General features: G+C 59.4%; 21 protein-coding genes. 6 read left to right on the top strand and 15 right to left on the bottom strand.

The features are described from left to right. Positions 1 to 50: 50 nt before the first annotated feature. The 15 genes from AC559A_RS13285 to ffh all read right to left on the bottom strand — a co-directional run bounded on the left by AC559A_RS13285 (position 51) and on the right by ffh (position 13,103). Positions 51 to 1,181 carry a (Fe-S)-binding protein gene (locus tag AC559A_RS13285; RefSeq protein WP_498818277.1) on the bottom strand — a complete coding sequence of 377 codons (1,131 nt, stop codon included), beginning with the start codon at positions 1,179 to 1,181 and terminating at the stop codon, positions 51 to 53. A 214-nt stretch (positions 1,182 to 1,395) separates the two neighbouring features. Continuing rightward, the gene (locus AC559A_RS13280) at positions 1,396 to 2,769 is read right to left on the bottom strand and encodes an FAD-binding oxidoreductase (RefSeq protein ID WP_498818276.1); all 1,374 of its coding nucleotides are present in this window, start codon (positions 2,767 to 2,769) and stop codon (positions 1,396 to 1,398) included. Between the two features lie 210 nt (positions 2,770 to 2,979). After that, positions 2,980 to 3,435 carry an SsrA-binding protein SmpB gene (gene smpB / locus AC559A_RS13275; protein WP_028573455.1) on the bottom strand — a complete coding sequence of 152 codons (456 nt, stop codon included), beginning with the start codon at positions 3,433 to 3,435 and terminating at the stop codon, positions 2,980 to 2,982. Further along, complete coding sequence (gene ptsP / locus AC559A_RS13270; protein ID WP_498818275.1) at positions 3,435 to 5,213, bottom strand: phosphoenolpyruvate--protein phosphotransferase; 1,779 nt, start codon at positions 5,211 to 5,213, stop codon at positions 3,435 to 3,437. The genes smpB and ptsP overlap by 1 nt, the downstream gene beginning before the upstream one ends. After that, positions 5,213 to 5,497, bottom strand: coding sequence for an HPr family phosphocarrier protein (locus AC559A_RS13265; protein WP_028573453.1), 285 nt, complete (start codon positions 5,495 to 5,497; stop codon positions 5,213 to 5,215). Before AC559A_RS13265 ends, ptsP begins: the two co-directional genes overlap by 1 nt. 128 nt (positions 5,498 to 5,625) lie before the next feature. Next, positions 5,626 to 6,441, bottom strand: a complete 816-nt coding sequence (locus AC559A_RS13260) for a PTS system mannose/fructose/sorbose family transporter subunit IID (protein WP_498818274.1) — start codon at positions 6,439 to 6,441, stop codon at positions 5,626 to 5,628. Further along, the gene (rsmI, locus tag AC559A_RS13255; RefSeq protein WP_498818273.1) at positions 6,438 to 7,298 is read right to left on the bottom strand and encodes a 16S rRNA (cytidine(1402)-2'-O)-methyltransferase; all 861 of its coding nucleotides are present in this window, start codon (positions 7,296 to 7,298) and stop codon (positions 6,438 to 6,440) included. Before rsmI ends, AC559A_RS13260 begins: the two co-directional genes overlap by 4 nt. After that, a complete protein-coding gene (locus tag AC559A_RS13250; RefSeq protein ID WP_498818272.1) occupies positions 7,240 to 7,644 on the bottom strand; it encodes a YraN family protein in 405 nt (134 codons plus the stop codon). Before AC559A_RS13250 ends, rsmI begins: the two co-directional genes overlap by 59 nt. After that, complete coding sequence (rnhB, locus tag AC559A_RS13245; protein ID WP_498818271.1) at positions 7,626 to 8,315, bottom strand: ribonuclease HII; 690 nt, start codon at positions 8,313 to 8,315, stop codon at positions 7,626 to 7,628. Before rnhB ends, AC559A_RS13250 begins: the two co-directional genes overlap by 19 nt. Positions 8,316 to 8,324: 9 nt before the next feature. Then, positions 8,325 to 8,678 (bottom strand): 50S ribosomal protein L19, encoded by a 354-nt coding sequence (gene rplS, locus AC559A_RS13240; protein ID WP_028573449.1) that lies wholly within the window; start codon positions 8,676 to 8,678, stop codon positions 8,325 to 8,327. 249 nt (positions 8,679 to 8,927) lie between these two features. Then, complete coding sequence (gene trmD / locus AC559A_RS13235; protein WP_498818270.1) at positions 8,928 to 10,223, bottom strand: tRNA (guanosine(37)-N1)-methyltransferase TrmD; 1,296 nt, start codon at positions 10,221 to 10,223, stop codon at positions 8,928 to 8,930. A 176-nt stretch (positions 10,224 to 10,399) separates the two neighbouring features. Continuing rightward, positions 10,400 to 10,960: a ribosome maturation factor RimM gene (gene rimM / locus AC559A_RS13230; protein ID WP_498818269.1), complete on the bottom strand. Its 561-nt coding sequence runs from the start codon at positions 10,958 to 10,960 to the stop codon at positions 10,400 to 10,402. 11 nt (positions 10,961 to 10,971) lie between these two features. Next, entirely contained in the window at positions 10,972 to 11,202 is a 231-nt protein-coding gene (locus AC559A_RS13225; protein ID WP_028573445.1) for a KH domain-containing protein, read from the bottom strand. A gap of 105 nt (positions 11,203 to 11,307) precedes the next feature. Next, positions 11,308 to 11,562: a 30S ribosomal protein S16 gene (gene rpsP / locus AC559A_RS13220; protein WP_028573444.1), complete on the bottom strand. Its 255-nt coding sequence runs from the start codon at positions 11,560 to 11,562 to the stop codon at positions 11,308 to 11,310. A gap of 71 nt (positions 11,563 to 11,633) precedes the next feature. Beyond that, positions 11,634 to 13,103 carry a signal recognition particle protein gene (ffh, locus tag AC559A_RS13215; protein WP_028573443.1) on the bottom strand — a complete coding sequence of 490 codons (1,470 nt, stop codon included), beginning with the start codon at positions 13,101 to 13,103 and terminating at the stop codon, positions 11,634 to 11,636. A 578-nt stretch (positions 13,104 to 13,681) separates the two neighbouring features. Here ffh and AC559A_RS13210 point away from each other — a divergent pair. The 6 genes from AC559A_RS13210 to AC559A_RS13185 all read left to right on the top strand — a co-directional run bounded on the left by AC559A_RS13210 (position 13,682) and on the right by AC559A_RS13185 (position 20,214). Continuing rightward, positions 13,682 to 14,716 carry an ABC transporter substrate-binding protein gene (locus tag AC559A_RS13210; RefSeq protein ID WP_498818268.1) on the top strand — a complete coding sequence of 345 codons (1,035 nt, stop codon included), beginning with the start codon at positions 13,682 to 13,684 and terminating at the stop codon, positions 14,714 to 14,716. Between the two features lie 18 nt (positions 14,717 to 14,734). Continuing rightward, on the top strand, positions 14,735 to 15,601 hold the full coding sequence (locus AC559A_RS13205; RefSeq protein WP_051434810.1) for an ABC transporter ATP-binding protein: 867 nt from the start codon (positions 14,735 to 14,737) through the stop codon (positions 15,599 to 15,601). After that, positions 15,585 to 16,346, top strand: coding sequence for an ABC transporter permease (locus AC559A_RS13200; protein WP_028573441.1), 762 nt, complete (start codon positions 15,585 to 15,587; stop codon positions 16,344 to 16,346). The genes AC559A_RS13205 and AC559A_RS13200 overlap by 17 nt, the downstream gene beginning before the upstream one ends. Positions 16,347 to 16,369: 23 nt before the next feature. Continuing rightward, entirely contained in the window at positions 16,370 to 17,677 is a 1,308-nt protein-coding gene (gene thrC / locus AC559A_RS13195; protein ID WP_498818267.1) for a threonine synthase, read from the top strand. A 160-nt stretch (positions 17,678 to 17,837) separates the two neighbouring features. Next, positions 17,838 to 19,652: a hypothetical protein gene (locus tag AC559A_RS13190; RefSeq protein ID WP_498818266.1), complete on the top strand. Its 1,815-nt coding sequence runs from the start codon at positions 17,838 to 17,840 to the stop codon at positions 19,650 to 19,652. 268 nt (positions 19,653 to 19,920) lie between these two features. Further along, positions 19,921 to 20,214: a helix-hairpin-helix domain-containing protein gene (locus AC559A_RS13185; RefSeq protein ID WP_498818265.1), complete on the top strand. Its 294-nt coding sequence runs from the start codon at positions 19,921 to 19,923 to the stop codon at positions 20,212 to 20,214. Positions 20,215 to 20,223 lie beyond the last annotated feature (9 nt).

The raw sequence follows: 20,223 nt of genomic DNA, 5'->3' as shown, positions 1-20,223 counted from the left end.
TCGATTTCGATCACGATTTCGATTTCGATGATTCCTGGCCGTAACCGCTATCACCTTTCAAACAGCTCCAACCAGTGCGCGACCTCGATGCCTTGGGGTGCCGTGGCCGCAAGTTGAACCACGCACCCGCTGCATCCGGTGGCCACGGTGAGTTCACTTTGCTCTGGCAACTTGCTCCAGCACCGGGCCGCGACCTGGGAGGACAGGTCCGGCGCGCTGAGTCGCATCACGCCGCCCATCCCGCAGCAGGCGTTTTCGGCCTCGGCAATCAATCGTGTCGCGAATACGCCGCGCAAAAAAGCCTCATCCGGATCCGGGATCGGGGCGTGACAAGGGCGATGATAGAAAACCTCTCCGCCTCCCACGGACCGAAAATTCTCCGAGACGAGCAGGCCGCTCAACGGCTGGACGGCCGCTTCCCAAGACAGCCGTTCCCGATCGTCGAGAAACAGGTCCGCCGCCTTCGCGTACCCGCGCAGGGCCGTGGTGCAGGTGGCGCAGATGGTGAGCAGCCTGGGTCGTCCCAGTTCCCGCCACAAGGGCACGTTCCGGGCCCGCATTTCGGCGTTCAAACCGGGTAATCCTGCCTGAGCCACGGTAAAACCGCAACATTGCCAATCCGGAAAGCCGTCCAATCCATCACCCGCCATCCCCAGCATCCCCGCCGCGTTCGCCACCCACCAGGGTCTGGCGAATCGCGCCGTGCATCCGGGGAACAGCACGGTGTTCCCGGGCAAAACAGCTTCGTCGGCAACCCGCCCAAAGCCACCGGACGTCCGCTCCCGAGAAGGCCGACGCACCATGGCCCGCGGCGCATCCATCATCCCGGCACCGAGTTGTTCCGGAAACAGCCCCGCCCAGCGGCCTGCCAGCGGCCACAGACGCCTAGCCTGGGTGATCCAGGTTTTCCAGACCCAGGCCCGCCATCCCGGATGACCGGCCTTCACCTCCCGCAGCAGTTCCGGCAGGTTTCGGCCTTGGGGACAACCATCCGCGCACCGACCGCATCCCAGACACAGCCCCAGCAGCTTGCCGGCCGCGGCCGGATCATGGAGATTGCCCTCCTCCAATGCCTGGCGGATCAAAAAGGACTTGCCCCGAGGGCTTAACTCCTCTCGCCCCGTGGCCGCGAACAACGGACACACGTCCAGACACTTGCCGCAAAGGATGCACGGCCGCATCGAAGCCCCCGGCTCCGTGGGGCATGGTGTCGCGGTATTGGCGTGACGTTTTTTTTCTCTCATCGTAATCGAAATCGCAATCGAAATCGCAAAGTCGCCAGAAATCGATTTCGATCACGATCACGATTTCGATTGCGATTTCGATCCAGAGCGTCGGCGGCTCGGGAAAAACCTGCCTTGGCGCAATTATGAAGGAGTGTGGACAACGGGAGACTCAATACGCCTTGCCCGGGTTCATGATGCCCTTGGGATCGAAGGCGCGTTTGATCAGGGAGAACAGGCCGCGCTCCACCGGGCCGACCTGCCGATGCAGCCAGCCGCGCTTGGTCAGGCCCAGGCCGTGCTCTCCGGAAAGAACGCCGCCCAGGCGGAGCACCAGTTCCAGCACGGCTTCCCGGGCCTGGAACGCATGCTCTTGCTGGTTCTCATCCGAGGCGTCGTGCATGATGTTCACGTGGATGTTGCCGTCGCCCAGGTGACCGAAGGTCAGGATCGGCAAATCGAGGGCGCGACCAATGCCCCGAATGCCAAGAATCCCCTCCGCCACCTTGCCCCGGGGGAGAGAGACGTCTTCGCTGATCTTGTCCGGGGCCAGGCGGAAGGAAGCCGGATTGATCAAGCGTCGCGCCTCCCAGAGCCGTTCCTCGGCCACGGGGTCCCGGCCCTCCTCCACGAAGACCGGAGCATGTCCCTCCAGGGCGCTCCGGATCAGGGCCAACTCTTCCCGTAATCCTTCCGGGCGACCGTCGCATTTGAGCAGCAGGACCGCCTTGGTGGCCGCGTTCCAGGGCGGCGCGGCAATCCGGGCCACGCAGTCCAGGACCTCCTCAGGCATCAATTCCATGGCCACGGGCAGAATCCCGGCCCGGAACACGGCCCGGGACGCGGCCAGGGCGTCGTCCAGGGACCGGTAGCCGACCATCAGCGAGGCCTGAGCCGGGGGCAGGGGCAGCAGCTTCAGAGTCAGTTTGGTAAAAAAGGCCAGAGTTCCGGCGGAGCCCACCAGCAGGCGGGTCAGATCCAGGCCGACCACGTTCTTGTGGGTCCGGGCCCCGGTGTGGATCAACTCTCCGCCTGGCAGCACGGCCTCAATGCCCAGGACGTAGTCCCGGGTCACGCCGTACTTCACGGCCCGCATTCCTCCGGCACAGGTGGCCGCGTTGCCGCCCAGGGTGGAGAAGCGCACGCTGGCCGGGTCCGGAGGATAATACAGCCCCCGGTCCTGAACCTGGGCCTGGAAAGCCCCGGTGACCACCCCCGGCTGGACCTCGGCCGTGAAATCGTCTTCCTGGATGTCCACCCGGTCCATGGCCAGACAGGACACCACCACCCCTCCGCCCTGGGGCACGCACCCGGCCACCACGTTGGTCCCCCTGGCCCGGGGAAACAGCGGAATCTCTTCCCGGTGCGCCCAGGTCAAAAGCTCCTTGACCTGCTCCGCCGTCCGGGGACGCACCACGGCCCACGGCAAAGCAAACCGCCGACTGGCGTCCGTCCCGTACACGCAGGTCGCTTCCGGCTGCTCTAAATAGTCATCACCGGGAAACTGACCGCGAAGAAAGGTGCGTTGGCTGGATGTCAAGGGCATAGGGAAGTCAGGAGTCAGGAGTCAGGAGTCAGGAGTCAGGAGTCAGGAGTCAGGAGTCAGGAGTCAGGAGTCAGGAGTCAGGAAAAAATCGTCCGGAGCAATAACCTTGTCAAGCGTATAATTACCAGCATCCCAGCATTCCAGCATTCCAGCATTCCAGCATTCTGAATTCTGAATTCTGAATTCTGACTCCTGAATACTACTCCCCCCTCACATCTCCCGGGCCAGATCTCGATCCATGGCCCGGCGTTTGAGGTCCTCGCGCTGGTCGTGGTATTTTTTGCCCCGGGCCAAGCCGATCTCAACTTTGGCCCGACCGGCCTTCCAGTACATTTTCAGAGGCACCACGGTCAGGCCCTTTTGGGCGGTCTTGGCGCTCCAGGCGTCGATCTGGTGGCGGTGCAGGAGCAGTTTGCGCGGACGCTCCGGTTCGTGTCCGGTATGCACGGCGTGGGCGTACGGGGCGATATGCACGCCCACCAGCACCGGGTCGCCGCCCGTGAACCGAACGTACCCGTCCTTGAAGCTGACCTTGCCGTCGCGCAGAGATTTCACCTCCGAGCCCATCAGGGCCAGACCGGCCTCCAGGGTTTCCAGGATTTCGTATTCGTGGCGGGCTTTCTTGTTCTGGGCGATCAGCCGGGTCCCGTCGCTTTTCGGTTTCATCAGTACCCCTCGTCCAGCAGGGAAGAATAGAACATCAGTTCACTGGGGTGGCGGCGGAAGATGCTGTCCTTGACCAGCTTGTTGTTCCGTCCCACGGTTTTGCTGGCCAGGACGTCCTTGAGCAGGGCCTTGCACTCCTCCATGGTCGCCTGGCGAATGATGTGCTTGATCACCGGCACGGCCTGGGGGTTCATGCTCAGGCAGTCCACATGCATGCCCATGAGCACCGGGATGCAGTAGGGGTCCGCGGCCATTTCCCCGCAGATGCTCACCTCTATGCCGGCCCGATGCCCGGCGTCCACCACGTACTTGATCATCCGGACCAGGGCCGGATGCAGCGGTTGGTACAGATAGGAGACGAAGGAGTTGGTCCGGTCGATGCCCAGGCTGTATTGGATCAGGTCGTTGGTCCCGATGCTGAAGAAGTCCACTTCCGTGGCCAGAATATCCGCCGTGATCATGGCTGAAGGCAGCTCAATCATGATCCCCACGGGCATTTCCGGATTGTACTTCAACCCTTCCTTCTTCAACTCCATCCGCACGCTGTTCAGCACGGACTTGACCTGGCGCAGTTCGCCCAGTCCGGACACCATGGGAAACATCAATGAAATGTTCTCGTGGACGCTGGCCCGCAATATCGCGCGCAACTGGACCCGAAACAGATCCATATGGTGCAGGCAGAATCGCACCGCCCGCAGACCCAGGGCCGGATTGGCCTCGTCCAGGCCGCCGAAGTGGTTCATGAACTTGTCCGCGCCCACATCCAGGGTGCGAAGCACCACCTTGCCGGGAAACATGATCGAGGCCAGGTCCTGGTATTCCTCCAGCAACTGTTCCTCGTCCGGCAGCGTGAGCCGGTTCAGATAGGAATATTCAGTGCGGTACAGGCCGACCCCCTCGCCTCCGTTGCCCAGCACCGAGGAGACCTCTTCCAGCAACTCGATGTTTGCGAAAACCTTGACCCGGTATCCGTCGATGGTTTCCGCGGGCAGATGGCTGGAACGGTTGATTCCGGCCTGGTACTCCTCGAACTGGTATTTCAGGTCCGTGAAGCCGGCCAGCTCCTCCTCGTCCGGCTCAATGATGATCCGCCCTTGCAGGCCGTCGATGATGATCAACTGCCCGTCCTGGATGGACTCCTCAAGATCGGCCGTGCCGACGATGGCTGGAATCTGCATGGCTCTGGCCAGTATCCCGGTGTGCGAGGTCTTGCCGCCGGTGACCGTGGCAAAGGCCATGATCTTGCCCACTTCCAGCTCCACCGTGTCCGCCGGACTGAGGTCGTGGGCCAGAAGAATGATCCGGGTGTTGATGGACCGCAGGCTGTTCCCGGACTCGCCCAACAGATGCTGCTGGACCCGGCCCGCCACCAGGCGCACGTCCTGGATTCGCTCCCGGATGTAGGCGTCCTCAATACTGCGAAAAACCGTTTCAATGTCTGCCACGGCCTTTTCCAGGGCCCACTCAGCATTCAACTGCATGTTCCGGATGTAGGTCTTGGCCGACTCCAGCAGCTTGGGGTCTTGGAGCATCATGATGTGCGAGTCGATGATCCGCGCGTGTTCCAACAGTTCCGCGGGCACGCGGCCCTGAATGTCCTCGAGTTCGGCCAAAGCCTGCGAAAAGGCCTGCTCCACGCGGGACAGCTCGGCCTGCACCTCGCCGTCCGGAATGTTCTGGCGCGGGACGTTGCGGGCCCTGCCGCGATTCAGGAAATACGCCCGTCCCAAGGCGATGCCGGTGGAGACGGGAATTCCTTGAAGTATCTGGAGAGCCACTACCGCTCCTCTTCAAAACGATTCAAAAACAACTGTTCGAGCTGCTCCAAGGCGGATTGGGCGTCCTCTCCCTGGGCCTTCAATTCCACGGCGCACCCCGGCCCCAAAGCCAGGGTCAACAGATCGAGAATGCTCTTGGCGTCCACCTCCTGCTCCTGAGAAAGCAGGGTGATCCGCGAAGAATATTTTTGGGCCTCCCGGGCCAGACGAGCCGCCGGACGGGCATGCAGTCCCAGCTCATTGGCCACGAAGACCTTCCGACTCACCACATCAAGTGTTTCCATACCAACGTCAACCTGATTTGGAGGTTTTTTTACGGGAAGCTTCTCCAGACTTTCAGCATCAACGCCCCCGTCTCCCAACTTCTAACTCCTGAATTCTGAATCCTGAATTCTGAATCCTAAACCCTGCCTCACAGCCCGCTCCAGGCGGTCCAAAGCCCGATCCAGACTGCGAGAAAGGCCAACACGAACCAGACCCTGGACACGCGCAACCGGAAATAACCAAAAGCACAGCACAGCACCGCCACGGTCCAGAAAATCCACACCCATTCCGGGCCGCCCTCGACGCGCATCTCGGCCCAGAGCCGCCACCAAAGCAGAAGCAACAGTCCGGCGTTGATCAGCTTGATGCGCTGTCCCCAGTTGATCAGGTTCCAGCGTTTCAGCCGACTCAAAAACGCGATGCCCTCCCGAAATCCACCGACAAAGGTCGCGAGCTTGAACACCTGCACGCCCAGAAAACAGCAGACCAGCCACGTCCACGCCAATCCCGTCCATCCGAGGACAAGCAGCAGCGTCAGAACCAGGACGCAAAAAACCAGGGCCGCGCCGCTGAAAAAAGAGTCGCCCAGGGCTGACAGGGTGTAGGTCGTGGTGTTCTTGACCCGTTGCAACATGGGCGGCGGCAACACTCCCCGGGCGATGTCCCGTTCCAGAGACAAGAAAATGCCCGCCAGAAGCGGCGTCCAAAAGGGATGGGTATTGTAGTGTTGCAGAGACCGACGCCGGGCTTTGCGCAACTCCTGGGAATTGCGGTGAATGACGGTCAGACCGGGCTCCAAGGCCAGCGCCAGGCCGACGTTCTGCATTCCTCGGGTGTTGTAGTTGGCACCCACGAGGTAGGTGCGCAGGAACGTGCGCAGCATGACCCGGAAGCTGAGGGAGGAGGGAAGCGTGCCAGGCGTGGTCCTGGGTGTGCTATTGGGGGTGACCATGGGGGGTGTCATGAGGTCCTCGAGGTGGGAGCGGCCCGGGCCAGGGCCATCAACCTGGCGTAGACCTCCTTGGAAGACCATCCATGAGCCCTGGCAGCGACCCGAGCGGCTATCTGCTTTGGCGGGCCGGTCAGCATCTCTTCCGACAGCATCTGGTCCACATCCACGTCTAAGGTCTTCTCCGGAGCTTCCGGCGGGCCGACGAGCACGGTCACCTCGCCGCGAGGATCCCACTCCATGTCCTGATGGCTTTCCAAACGTCCCAGAATAATCTGCTCATGCTCCTTGGTCAATTCGCGGGCCAGGCAAAGCTCCCGTGGTCCCAGGCATTCCAGGACCGTTTCCAGGGTGTCGCGCAGCCGGGAGTTGCGCTCGAAAAAAATCAGGGTGGTGGCCGCTTCGGCCCACGAGAGAAACAACCGTTTTTGATCCCCGGCCTGGCGAGGCAAAAAACCCAGGAAGGTGAACGGAGAGGGAGGAAGGCCGGAAGCGCACAAAGCGGCCACCGGGGCGCAGGGACCGGGGACCGGAGAGACCGGGATCCCGGCGTCGCGACAGGCTCGGACCAGACGGTATCCCGGGTCGCCGATCAGCGGTGTTCCGGCGTCGGAAATAAGGGCCACGTCGCGCCCCTGCTCCAAAACGCTCAGGACCGAGGGAATCCGGTCCTGTTCATTGTGCTCGAAAAAACTGCGCAGGGTTCCCTTGGGGGTCACGCCGTGGCGCTGAAAGAACAACCCGGCCCGGCGGGTGTCCTCGGCCAGAATCAGATCCGCGCCTTCCAGGACCTCTTTGGCCCGGGGTGAAAAGTCACCAGGGTTGCCAAGGGTTCCGGCCACGACCCAGAGTCTGGGGGAAGGAAAAGGCATCAGGAATGTGCTCCAGTCGGTGTCCCTGGGCGGTGTGGATCACCGCGACCACGTCGAATCGGCATGGCCGCTCCCACCAGTCGCGCCGGCTGAGATAGTAGCTGGCGGCCCGGGTCAGCTTGGTGATTTTGGAGCGGTTCACGCTCTGGGCCGGAGAGGTGCGGGGGCAAGCCCCTCGGGTTCGGACTTCGACGAACACCACGGTGTCCCGGTCCTGACAGATAACGTCCACTTCGCCGGATTGACAGCGCCAGTTGCGTTCCAGAATCTGAAACCCCTTCTCTTTCAGCAACTGAACAGCGGCATCCTCGCCGGCCTGTCCCTGTCTCAGATGCCCGGCAACCATAGCTGTTCCCGCCGAGCATCCCGGCCGGTGGCGGCCAAAACGCCCTTGAAGGTCAGCCGGTGCACCGGAGCCGGTCCGAGACGCCGCAGGGCCTCCAGGTGTCGGGCCGTGGGGTAGCCTTTGTGGATCGCCAGGTCGTAGCCCGGATGGCGGCGGTCCAGAAAGGTCAGGAGTTTGTCGCGAAAGGTCTTGGCCAGGATGGAGGCGGCGGAAACAGCCGGAACCGTGGCGTCCGCCCTGACCACCGCCTGCTGGGGCATGTCCAGGGGAACCCGATGCGGCCCGTCCACGATCAACGCTTCCGGGTGCACCTTCAGGGTGCGCACCGCCCGGGTCATGGCCAGCAGGGAAGCCCGCAGGATGTTCACCCGCTCGATTTCCCGCGGCCAAGCCAGTCCCAGGGACCAGGCCGCGGCCTGATCACGAACGGCACGGGCCAGACACTCCCGCGCCTCGGCTCGGAGTTTCTTGGAATCGGTCAGGCCGGGCAGATCGTACGACTCAGGAAGAATCACCGCCGCGGCCACCACCGGGCCGGCCAGGCATCCCCGCCCGGCCTCGTCCAACCCGGCGGTCAAACCGAGGCAGCGCACCGTTTCTTCACCGGCCAGGAGGCCGGAAAAGCTCCCAGACAGTCGCCCGTCCGCGGGCCGATTCGTTGGCCCGGGCATGAAACAAACCTAGTTGTCCCAGGCGTTCTTGGACTTGATCCGACTGGCCTTGCCCCGGAGCTTGCGCAGGTAGAAAATCCGGCTGCGACGGACCCGGCCCTCGCTGAGAACTTCCACGCGCTCGATGAAGGGGGAATGCAGGGGGAAAATACGCTCCACGCCGATCCCATCGGACATTTTGCGCACGGTGAAGGTGGCGTTGGTGGTGCCGCGATGCCGACAGAGCACCACGCCCTCGAACATCTGAATCCGTTCCTTGTCCCCTTCGATGATCCGGACATGCACCTTGACCGTGTCTCCGGCCTTGAACTGCGGGATGTCCATGCGCATCTGGGAATATTCGATCTTTTTCATCAAATCCATGACCACGTCTCCTTATGAATCAAGTAAATGTATTTGCGTCCGAACAAACTCTCACTTGCGCTCAATGTATCACAAAGAGCCAGTGCATGATCGGGGTCGAAATCGCAATCGCAATCGCAATCGAACAAACAATGAAACCATGAAACTCTTTCGATACCGATTTCGATTTCGATTTCGATCCTGACGACAATACCAAGTTGAACCAATACTCCATCTTCGAAAGCAAAGAGAAATAAACCGGACCGGACATCAGCCGTCGTCGCCCAGAATCCGGTCCAGCATAATGGCCGCGGCGGCGCGTACCGAAAGATGGTTGTAGTCGCTGAAACAGCGCACCGGGCGCAGTGTTCCGACGCAGTGTTCCAACACCTCCGGGGCCAGCCCGTACCCCGTGCCCAGGACCAACAAGACCGGCTGGTCCTCCAGCAGGTCGCGGGCTTGAGGATAGGTCATGCTCCCCGCGCCCCGGGCCGAAGTGGCCACCAGCACCGGCCGCTTGCCACAGCGTTCGGCCACCGCGTCCACGGCCTGTTCCAGGCCGTCCACGACGCGCACCAAGCGCAGCGCCTCTCCCCGATCCGGGTTTGCCGCGGCCCCCGGCCCGCTCAGCCAGTGGTCCAGCAGACGATCGGCCAACTGCTGTTGGTCCCGCAAGGGGGTGCAGATGAAATACCCCCCCAAGCCGTACGTACGAGAACAGCGGGCAATATCGTGGATGTCCAGATTTGTCAAAGAAACCGCCCCGCTCTGCCCGAACTTGTTCAGGACCGGAGCATGGACCAGGGCCAGGAAACAGTTTCTGGCCGCCCGTCGCCGTTCCTTGACCAGCTCCCGCAAGGTCCGGACGTCTCCGGCCTCCAGCGCGGCCCTGGGCAGCAGGTCCGGGCGCGACTCCAGGGTGGTCCGCAGGGCCTCATCCCGCCGCCAGGCCGCGACCTTGGCATGGTCCCCGGACAGCAAAATCTCCGGCACCCGCAAATCTTCAAAAACCTCCGGCCTGGAATAGTGCGGATACTCCAGCAGGCCGCGCACGAAACTTTCGTCCGCGGGAGACTCCTCATGCCCCATGAATCCGGGCAAGAGCCGGGAGACCGCTTCCAGGACGTGCAGGGCGGGCGTCTCCCCGCCATTGAGGACCACGCCGCCCACGCTGACCTTTTCCAGGGGAAACAGGGACTCCAAACGGTGGTCGATGCCCTCGTACCGTCCACAGATCAGGGTCACGACCGGTTCTTCGGCCAGGGAAGCGGCCAGGGCGTGATCCAGTGGGCGGCCCTTGGGGCACAGCAGGACCATCCTGCCGGGCGCTTCCCCAGGTACTTCCAGGGACCGCAGGGCAGCAACCAACGGCGGCAAGGTCATGACCATGCCCGGCCCGCCACCATAGGGCCGGTCGTCCACACTGCGATGCCGGTCCACGGCGAAATCTCGGGGATTGATCAACCGAACCGTGACCGTCTCCTGCTCCAGGGCCTTGCCCAGCAGGCCACAGTGCAGGGCCGAAGCGAAAAACTCCGGAAAAAGCGTGACAATGTTGAACCGCATGCCGCCATCCTGGGAAAGAGTATCCCAACGAATCACAAAACTCGGGATATCCGTGTACGTGAACCTTCACGTGCACGTTAAGGATTACGACTCAGGAACAAGGAATCGCTTCCAAGTCCCTCCGAATTCAGAATCCTGAATCCTGAATCCTGAATTCTGAATTCTGAACCCTAACCCTACCCTTCTTCCCCCAGATACAATTCCAACAGCCCAGGCGGCGGATCGATGCGCACCGTGGCCGCGGCCAGGTCCACGTCCAGGACGAAATCCTGGTGCGCCGGAAAGAGTACTTCCCGGCGCGACCCGGTCCGGATGCTCCAGATCTCCTGGCCGACTCCGGTACCGGCACCGGCACCGAAGTTGACGTTCTCGATCCGGCCCAACACCTCGCCGGAAGGCAGCAGCACCCGCATGCCGATCAGTTCCTGAATGAAAATGTCCTCATCCGAACGATCGGGCAGATCCTCGCGGCGCGCCAGCAACTCCGCCCCGCGCACCTGCTCCACTTCATCACGCCCCTGGATCTGGTCCAGGCGCAGCAGAAGCCGTGCGTTGTGCATTCTCCAGGAGGTCACGGCCACGGGACGCGGACGTTCTCCGGGGGCACCGCGCAGGTACAGGCGTGGGACATGGGCAAAAAAATCAGGGGAGTCCACGTGCACTTTGACACTGAACTCCCCTGCCAAACCGTGCGGCTTGATCACTTTTCCGACCAGGACCAACGCTTGCCCGGACATCGTGAACCCGCCTACTCGATGATTTCCAGCACCACCCGCTTGTCGGCCTTGGCCGAGGCGGCGGCGAGAATCGTACGCAGGGCCTTGGCCGTCCGACCCTGCTTGCCGATCACCTTGCCCAGATCTTCCTTGGCCACGCGCAGCTCCACCACGGAAGACTGCTCGCCCTCCACCAGGGAAACCTGCACGGCCTCGGGCTGATCCACCAAGGACGTGGCAATGTACTCGATGAGTTCCTTCATGCCGTCTTCACTCCGTAAAAGCTCATCGCCGTGGAACAGCTCAAAAAAACGCAAAGGCCCGCGACGCTTGAAACACGCGGCCGGCGGGCGTTTATCAACGAACTGTTAGGCCTGGGCTTGATTGAAGCCCACCCTGGCCAACAGCGAACGAACCGTGTCCGTGGGCTTGGCGCCCTTGGCCATCCATTCGCGGACCTTGTCGGTGTCGATCTTCAATTCGTTGGGCTCTTTCATCGGGTTGTAGTAGCCGAGAAAATCCAAAGCGCGGCCGTCGCGGCGGGTTTCGCTGTTCAGGGCCACGATGCGGTAAAACGGCTTCTTCTTGGAGCCCATCCGGGTCAGTCTGATTCTCATTGCCATTGCTGCGTTCCTCTCTTCAAGTTGATCTGAAATGGTGTCGTGAAATGGGGGCGTGGATTGCGCCGGTGATCTCAGCGGCGTTTTTTCTTGCGCCGTTCCTTTTTCTTCTTGGTCGCGGACTTGGTCCCGGTTTTCGGCATGCCAGCGGGAAGCCCCAGGCCACTCGGTCCGCCCGGCCCGCCCAGACCGCCGGGCAAGCTCAGCCCTCCGGGGCCGGAGGGCATCTTCATGCCTCCAAGACCTCCCCCGCTGGTCATTTTCTTCATCATCTTCTGCATCTGTTCGAAATTTTTCAACAGCGCGTTCACATCCTGGACTTTTACGCCGCTGCCTTTGGCCACCCGGAGCTTGCGGTTCGCGTTCATCACCTTGGGGTTCTTGCGCTCCCCCGGGGTCATGGAGTTGATGATCGCCTCCATGCGGCCCATCTCTTTTTCCGGCATCTTCATCTCGCCAAGCTGCTTGCGCAGGTCGCCCATGCCCGGAATCAGCTTGAGCATCCCCTCCAGGGAACCGAGCTTGCGCAACCGGCGCATCTGGACGCGAAAATCCTCCAGGTTGAACTCGGCCTTCTGCATCTTTTTCTGCAGGGCTTCGGCTTCATCCTGATCTATGGAGCCCTGGGCCTTTTCAATCAGCGAGAGGATGTCGCCCATGCCCAGGATGCGCGAAGCCACGCGGTCCGGATGAAAAGCCTCCAAGTCGCTGACCTTTTCGCCCATGCCCACGAACTTGATCGGCTTGCCGGTCACGGACTTGATGGACAGGGCCGCGCCGCCACGGGCGTCGCCTTCCATCTTGGTCAGCACGATGCCGGACAAATCCAGAAGCTCATCGAATTTGACCGCCACGTTGACTGCGTCCTGACCGGTCATGGCATCGGCCACGAAGAGAATTTCCTGAGGACTCAAGGCCTGCTTCACGGCCACCAGCTCATCCATCAGCGGCGCATCGATGTGCAACCGCCCGGCCGTGTCCACCAGGAGAACGTCCAAGCCCTTGAGGGCCGCCTCGTCCCGAGCCTGGAGGCAGATGTCCACGGGCCGCATCTGGGCGGTGGAGGCAAAAGCCGGAACGTCCAGTTGGGAGGCCAGCTTGTGGAGCTGATCAATGGCGGCGGGGCGGTAGACGTCCGCGGGGACCAGGAAGGGAGAACGCTTCAGACGGCGCAGGTGCAGGGCCAGCTTGGCCGCGGTGGTCGTCTTTCCCGAGCCCTGCAAACCGACCAGCATGATGACCACCGGCGGCTTGCCCTGGAGTTGCAATCCCAGATGCTCGCCGCCCAGCAAGTCGACCATTTCATCGTGGACGATCTTGACTACCTGCTGACCGGGCGTCAGGCTGCCCAGGACGTCCTGGCCCATGGCCCGTTCCCGGACCCGTTCCACGAAGTCCTTGACGACCTTGAAATTGACGTCCGCTTCCAGCAAGGCCAGACGCACCTCGCGCAAGCCTTCCTGGACGCTCTTCTCATCCAATCGGCCGTGACCGCGGATTTTTTTGAAGACGGATTGCAGACGATCCGCTAAACTGTCGAACATGGGGTATCCGGACTTGAGGCTTCAAGAAACAAAACGAAAACGTATGCCACTATCCGAGAGCCGGACCGGAGTCAACCGCCCATGAAGCATCTATCAGGGGCAGATTTGTTCTTGAGCCACAGGTGCTCTTGATCGGTATCGAAATCGAAGCCGTGATCGAAATCGATTCCTGGCAACTTTCCGATTTCGATAGCGATTTCGATTTCGATGATCGCAGGCCCACACTGGGAATCCCCGTGGACACACTACAACCTACTATTCTGGAATTATAATTTTTTACAGAGAACAAAAAAACCTGAAGCATTCATTAATTTAGACGGATTCGTCCTGCCGTTTTTGTAATCCGACCTTGCAAAAATGCACGTTTTTTGAAAGATTCCCAACGCGCAAGAGTTCGACGCGGAACCCGGCGAAACCAAGAACATCTATGAAAACCGCTGGATTCCAACCATGGCACAGCCGTTGCTTGTGGTGCTTTTCGTCGCCGGATTCCGCGCACGGCAACCCGGCAGTCAGACCCGGCGACCGCGTTCGTCGCCCAGGCCCTCACCCCAAAAAGCTTCCGTCTGGAGGAACCCATGCTCAAGACCCTGTCTTCGCTGTCTTCCCGCATCACCCTGTGTTTGTCCGCGCTGTGCCTGTTCTTTTTTCTGGCCGCATCCGCCTCGGCCCAGACCCCCATCCGCTTCACCCTGGACTGGAAGTTCGAGGGGCCCATCGCGCCCTACCTCCTGGCCCATGCCCGCGGCTACTTCGCCGAGGAAGGGCTGAACGTGACCATCGACTCCGGAACCGGCTCGGCCGGAGCCGTGAACCGGGTCGCATCCGGGGCCTATGATGTCGGCTTCGCGGACATCAACGCCATGATCGAGTTCAACGTGAACAACCCGGACCAGGCCCTGAAGGCCGTGTTCATGATCTACGACCACCCGCCCTTCGCCATTTTCACGAAAAAGGAAAGCGGCATCCAGACCCCGGCGGACCTGGCCGGCAAGACCCTGGGCGCGCCGGTCTTCGACTCCCCGCGCAAGACCTTTTCCGCCTTTGCCGCGGCCACCGGCCTGGATGCCGATGCCGTGAACTGGACCTCCATGGACCCGCCCCTGCGCGAACCCATGCTGCTGCGCGGCCAGGTGGACGCCATCTCCGGCTTCTACTTCACCAGCCTGCTCAACCTGGACAACCTGGGCATTCCCGCCGACGAACTGACGGTCTTTCTGTATCCGGACTACGGCGTCAATCTGTACGGCAACGCCATCATCGTCTCCCCGCAACTGGCCGCCCAGTCCGAAGCGGTCAAAGGTTTCCTGCGCGCCGTGGTTCGAGGCTGGGCCGAAACCCTGGAAGACCCCGCCGCAGCCATCGCCTATGTCCGCGAACGGGACGGGCTGATCGACGTGGACCTGGAAACCCGGCGCCTGAAGCTGGCCATCGAAACCAGCGTGGCCACGGACTACGCCGCGGCCAACGGCATGGGCGACGTGGACGACGAGCGCCTGGTCAAGGCCATCGCCGAAGTGGTCAACGCCTTTGGTCTTTCCACAACGCCCGCTCCTGAGGCTGTTTTCGACCGATCCTTTCTGCCCGATCAAGAAACCCGGTCCATCTTCTAAAGGGCGATTCTTCAATCCATGACATCGCAAGCAGATCACGCGGACCCGCACGGCCAAACCGGCCGTGCGGGCCTGTTCGTTGAAATAAAAGACGTTGACCTGGCCTATGGCGAGGACGCCGAGAGCCTGGCCGTCCAGGGGCTGAACCTGGATATCCGCGAAGGGGACTTCGTGGCCGTGGTCGGCCCGTCCGGGTGCGGCAAATCCACCCTGCTCAAGCTGGTCACCGGCCTGATGCCCCCGACACGGGGCGCGGTCTTCGTGGACGGCGACCGGGTCGGCGGCACGCTGTCCTTCGTGGGCATGGCCTTCCAGAACCCCACCCTCCTGCCCTGGCGCGACACCCTGCGCAACATCATGCTCCCCCTGGAGATCGTTGAGCCCCACCGGAGCCGACTCCGCAAGGAGAAGCCCGCCTATCTGGAACGGGCCCGCAACCTGCTGCGGACCGTGGGCCTGGCGCCCTACGAATCCAAGCAACCCTGGGAACTCTCCGGCGGCATGCGCCAGCGGGCCAATCTCTGCCGCGCCCTGATCCACGATCCCCGGCTGCTGATGCTGGACGAGCCCTTCGGGGCCCTGGACGCCTTCACCCGTGAGGAATTGTGGTGCGTGCTGGCCGATCTGCGCCGCGCCAAGCAGCTCACCGTGGTCCTGGTGACCCACGACCTGCGCGAAGCCGTGTTTCTGGCGGACACGGTCCACGTGATGAGCAGCCGTCCCGGACGCATCGTCCACAGCCGCCGCGTGGACCTGCCCGGACCACGCACCCTGGAAACCTGCTACGAACCGGCCTTCGTGGACATCGTCCACGAGCTGCGCGGCCACATCGAACGCGTGCGCTGCGACGGCCCCCAAGGAATCGCCGATGTCCCCACTGCGTAAAAACCTGGAACGTTTTTCCCCGGTGATCGTCACCGTGGCCATGTTCGTGGCCTGGGAAGCCGTCTCCCGGCTGGCCAAAATCCCCAGCTACATCCTGCCTCCGCCCAGCGAGGCCGTGATGGCCGGATACGAGTTCGCCGGCCCCATCAGCAAGCACGCCTTGCAGACCCTCTACACCACCCTGGCCGGGTTCGGCCTGGCCGTGGTTTTCGGCATGCTCGTGGGCGTGATCATCGGGTCGTCCAAACTGCTCTACCGGGCCTTTTACCCGATCCTGATCGGCTTCAACTCCGTGCCCAAGGTGGCCCTGGTGCCCCTGCTGGTGATCTGGTTCGGCATCGGCACGGTCCCGGCGATCATCACCGCCTTTCTGATCTCCTTCTTTCCCGTGGTGGTCAACGTGGCCACCGGCCTGGCCACCATCGAGCCGGAGCTGGAAGACGTGCTCCGGGTCCTGGGGGCGTCCAAGCTGACCATCCTGCTCAAGGTGGGCATCCCCAATTCCATGCCCTACTTCTTCGCCTCGTTGAAGATCGCCGTGACCCTGGCCTTCGTCGGTTCGGTGATCTCCGAAACCGTGGCCTCCAACGAGGGCATCGGCTACCTGATGATGTCCGCCAGCGCCCGGTTCAACGTGCCCCTGGTCTTTGCCGGGCTGATCGTCATCGCGGCCATGGGCATCGGGATGTACGCCATCTTCGCGGCCCTGGAAAAGCGGACCACGGGCTGGGCCTTCCGGAGTTGACCGCGCTCGCAAAGGACGCTTCCATGACCGCCGACCACCCTGCCACTGCGCCGTTTCCCCAAGGCCCTTTCGTCACCCACGCCGTCTGCCGAATCTGCGGCAAGACCGTCGCCCCTCGAGACATGGGCTACGTCTGCCCCGACCACGCCGGAGAACTCGAAAACGAGGGCATCCTGGACCTGCGCTACGACTATCAGGCGGCCCGCTCCGCGTTCACCCCGGAAGCCCTGGCCCGGGGCCCCCAAACCCTGTGGCGCTACCGCTCCCTCCTGCCCCTGCCCCTGGACGCCGAAACCCCGCCCCTGGTCACGGGCTGGACGCCCCTGTACGAGTCCCCGCGCCTGGCTAGGCTGCTTGGCGTGGCCCGTGTTCTGATCAAGGACGAAACCCGCCAGCCCACGGCCTCGCTCAAGGACCGGGCCAGCGCCCTGGCCGCGGCCCAGGCTCGGGCCATGGGCCTGACCACCGTGGCCTGCGCCAGCACGGGCAACGCCGCCGCGGCCCTGGCCGGCATGGCCGCGTCCATGAACCTGAACTGCGTGATCTTCGTCCCGGCCTCGGCCCCCCAGGCCAAGGTGGCCCAGTTGCTGGCCTTCGGAGCCCGGGTCTTCACCGTGCAGGGCAGCTACGACGACGCCTTCGATCTGTGCATGGCCGCCTGCCGGGTCCGCCCCTGGTACAACCGCAACACCGCCTACAACCCCTTCATGACCGAGGGCAAAAAGACCGCAGCCTTCGAAATCGCCGAACAATCCGGCTGGGAAGTGCCGGACCGGGTCTTCGTGGGTGTGGGCGACGGCTGCATCATCGGCGGCCTGCACAAAGGCTTCGCCGACCTCAAGGCCCTGGGCCTGACCACCCGCCTGCCCCGGCTGATGGGCGTCCAGGCCGCGGGCAGCGACTACCTCCACCAGGCTTGGCACAACAACGAAGACCCCCTGACCAAACCCGCCATCCCGGCCCACACCGTAGCCGACTCCATCTCCGCCGGCCTGCCCCGCGACCGCCTCAAGGCCCTGGCCGCGGTCCGGGAAACCCACGGCGCGTTCATCAAAGTCGACGACCCAACCATCCTCCAAGCCATCCCCACCCTGGCCCGCAACACCGGCGTCTTCGCCGAACCGGCAGGCGCCGCGGCCCTGGCCGGAGCCCTTGCCGCGGCCCAGACCGGCAACCTCTCCCCCGAGGAAACCATCTGCCTGCTGATCACCGGCTCCGGCTTGAAGGACGTGGCCTCGGCCATCCAGGCTTGCTCAGACCAAAACCTTACGCCGACGGCGGTTCCTATTGGAGGTCTGGATCAGGTCTTGGAGGCATTGCCCGAAGGTTAGTTCGCTATGAAAGGAGACGTCTTGGAATGGATTCCGAGCTTTACGTTAATGGAAAATAATGCAGGTGAAACAGGCAGACACATGGATAAATACTTTTTTTCTTATCGTGCTCGCAGTTGACCGAGATTCAATTCAAAATATTTAATTACAATCAGAAAAAATGCGTAAACCTCGCCTATATAAATGGAATTTAAACAATAATACTGAGGGCTTATTGGTTTTTGCACAAGCCATAGAAGAGTTGTTATTCCACCATACATTAGACTCTTTTAAAGCCCCTGCACTTAATACACACCTTAATATTTTAGAATTACGCTTTTTAGCATTTGAAGTTTTAAATAGAAAAGTCAAACCAGGAGCACTTATCCCAATTTTAGATGAGCTCGAAAATAGAATAAAAAATGATCCGGTAATTGAAGATAGAAAGCAATTATTCCTTGGATACCACTCAAAACTCAATACATCTAAAAAGGATCCAGAAGAGTTTTATTCAACCGCTGATGCTTTACTTTCAGAAATCGACAATAATTACTGGAATGATTTGAAAAGAAAAATTGTTGATTCAATTCAAATCTCACATGAAAAGAAAAAAATTATATCATTAGCTTCTATCTTCGCAACAGAGATTGAATTGCATGGATTTGATAAACATTTTTTATATTTCATGGCATTTAACTTTTTCTTTAATGGAAACACACCTCCGAAACGTATTGATCACGCGAATTGTATACAAGATTTTTTAGCAATTTTCGATGGTGATTCTTTCGATTGGTTTGTAATTTTTCGAGGGTGTTCATCTTTTAATTTATTCAAAGATCAAGCTCAATTTTATAAATTTGAAGTGCTTGACAAACTATCTCGTGATTTTGAGTGTGGACACCACAATACAAACTATTTTGACCAAAACGATCAATTCCCTCTTTTTTTAGTATTCGATAAAATCAAAGCTAAAGATCGATTTCAGGCTAGAAAATCGTGTAATCAAAAAATTGAATCCTTTAGCGATATTTGCAAATTTCATAATCACGACACAGACTTATCGTGGCAATCATTTTGTTTGGCACGAAAAATAACTGATATTAATTTTATTCAAGTAAAGCCGCCACCAGCTCCTATAATTAGAGGTATGGCCCCGAGAATAATGTCAAAAGAAAATATTTCAAGGACTATAGACATTATGAAAGGCCACTATTTCGATAGACACTCTATTTTCCTGTTCAAAAAGGCTTTTGATTATCACCGTTCCGCTTCTGAAACAGTAGCATCTGAAAACCAATTGGTCAGTCTTTGGGCTGCACTTGAAGGATTTCTTCCACCACCAAAGGAAGATGAAGGTTTATCAAGAATTAATCAACTACTAAACTCTATACTTCCAGCATTATCCTTGTCATATGTTGAAAAAATTTTTAGATACACCTCAGTTTGCTTACTTCATGCTGGAAATAACATCAAAGACTTTATCAATGATTTCGACAACAGCAATGATTTTTTTAAAAACACATTGATATTGCTTACATCAAAAGAACTTGAAGAATTAAGAGTATGCCTATACAAATCATTAACCAACCATCCACTACTAAGATATAGATGTCACTGGTGTCATGAAAACTTTAAATCAAATAAGTCGATAAGAAAAGCAGTCACAAGCCACCGAGAAAGACTAACTTGGCACATCCAAAGAATATATATAACAAGAAACCAAATAGTACACTCTGCACAGAATTTACCGTATATAGACGCATTGATAGAAAATCTACACTCTTACTTTGACATACTTCTAGACTCTGTGATGAAGGTAGGGACAAATTCAAAAACAAAAATGAACATTCATACATCATTAAAGGTTCTTGAAATTAACGAAAAATTATATCTTGACGAACTCGAAGGAGAAAAAAAAATATATTGCCAAATAGGAAATTATAAAGAACTCCTTTTTGGCAGACAAAACCCCATGAATCCTTTCACAATAAATTAATATTTTTATTTTTAACAACATGGAAGTAAAAAACTATTCAATAATGCATTTCAAATGAATTCACAATCACACACGGATTAGTTACTTTCACTCACAAGTTGCATGACTTCAGCCCATTTACAACATCCTTCCCAAAGCCAACATTGCTTTGACCTCGCTTCGACATCTCGCTGAACCACCACCGCATCTTCCACGCTCAACGTCATTCTCCGCCATAGCTAGCCAAGTTATTCGCAATCCCGAACCCTACCCAGATAATGAGCCCCCCTTGCACCCCGCCAAAGTCCACCGCGACCGTCTCCACGATCTGACTGACCTGCCCAACATCGGGCGGGCCATGGCTGAGGATCTTCGACTTTTGGGCGTTCACCGGCCCGAACAGCTCAAGGGCCTGGACCCGCTGGAAATGTATGAACGTCTTCAGGCCGTCACCGGCAAACGACAAGATCCCTGCGTACTAGATGTATTTCTCTCCGTGACCCGGTTCATGAACGGTGAAGCGCCCCGGTGCTGGTGGGAATATACGCTGAAGCGGAAGCAAATGCTGGAATCTATAGGCTGAAATCCCGGC

Source organism: Desulfonatronum zhilinae, assembly GCF_900182865.1.
Taxonomy (GTDB): domain Bacteria; phylum Desulfobacterota; class Desulfovibrionia; order Desulfovibrionales; family Desulfonatronaceae; genus Desulfonatronum; species Desulfonatronum lacustre.
This window is presented reverse-complemented; position numbering and strand designations above follow the sequence as displayed.